At 76.8% G+C, this 508-nt stretch carries 1 protein-coding gene; it reads left to right on the forward strand.

From position 1 onward, the window contains the following. Positions 1-478 (forward strand): LysR substrate-binding domain-containing protein (locus D7X55_RS40370; RefSeq protein ID WP_233610416.1); only part of this gene is annotated, 478 nt, incomplete at its 5' end. Positions 479-508: the final 30 nt, after the last annotated feature.

Consider the following 508-nt stretch of genomic DNA (forward strand, 5'->3'; position numbering starts at 1 on the left):
GCTGGGGCTGGTGGAGGGCCACGCGCGGGCGCCCGGCATCCGGCTGGAGCGCTATCTGGATGACGAGCTGGTGCCGGTGGTCTCCGCCCAGGGGCCGGCGGAGTGGCTGCGCATCCGCACCATGGACGCGCTGCGGGAGGTGCCGCTGCTTTGGCGGGAGCAGGGCTCCGGCACCCGCGCCGTCCTGGACCGGGCCCTGCGCAAGGCGGGCGTGCGCAAGGGGCCCCGGCGGGGAGACCTCCAGCTGGGAAGCACCGAGGCCATCAAGCGGGCCGTGTCGCTGGGCCTGGGCGTGGCGCTCTTGTCCCGCTGGAGCATCGACGTCGAGCTGTCCCTGGGCCGCTTCCAGGTGCTGCCCGTGCCGGGGCTGCGCATCCCGCGCGCGTTCTCCTGGGCCCTGCCCGTGGATGCGCCGGCCGGAGCCGCGGGCCGCTTCCTGCGCCATGCCCGCGCCGCGCCGCCGGTGCTCCTGCCCTGAGCCCGCGACTCACGCCGCCCACCCCAGCAG

It is taken from the genome of Corallococcus sp. AB049A (assembly GCF_003668885.1).
Classification (GTDB): domain Bacteria; phylum Myxococcota; class Myxococcia; order Myxococcales; family Myxococcaceae; genus Corallococcus; species Corallococcus interemptor.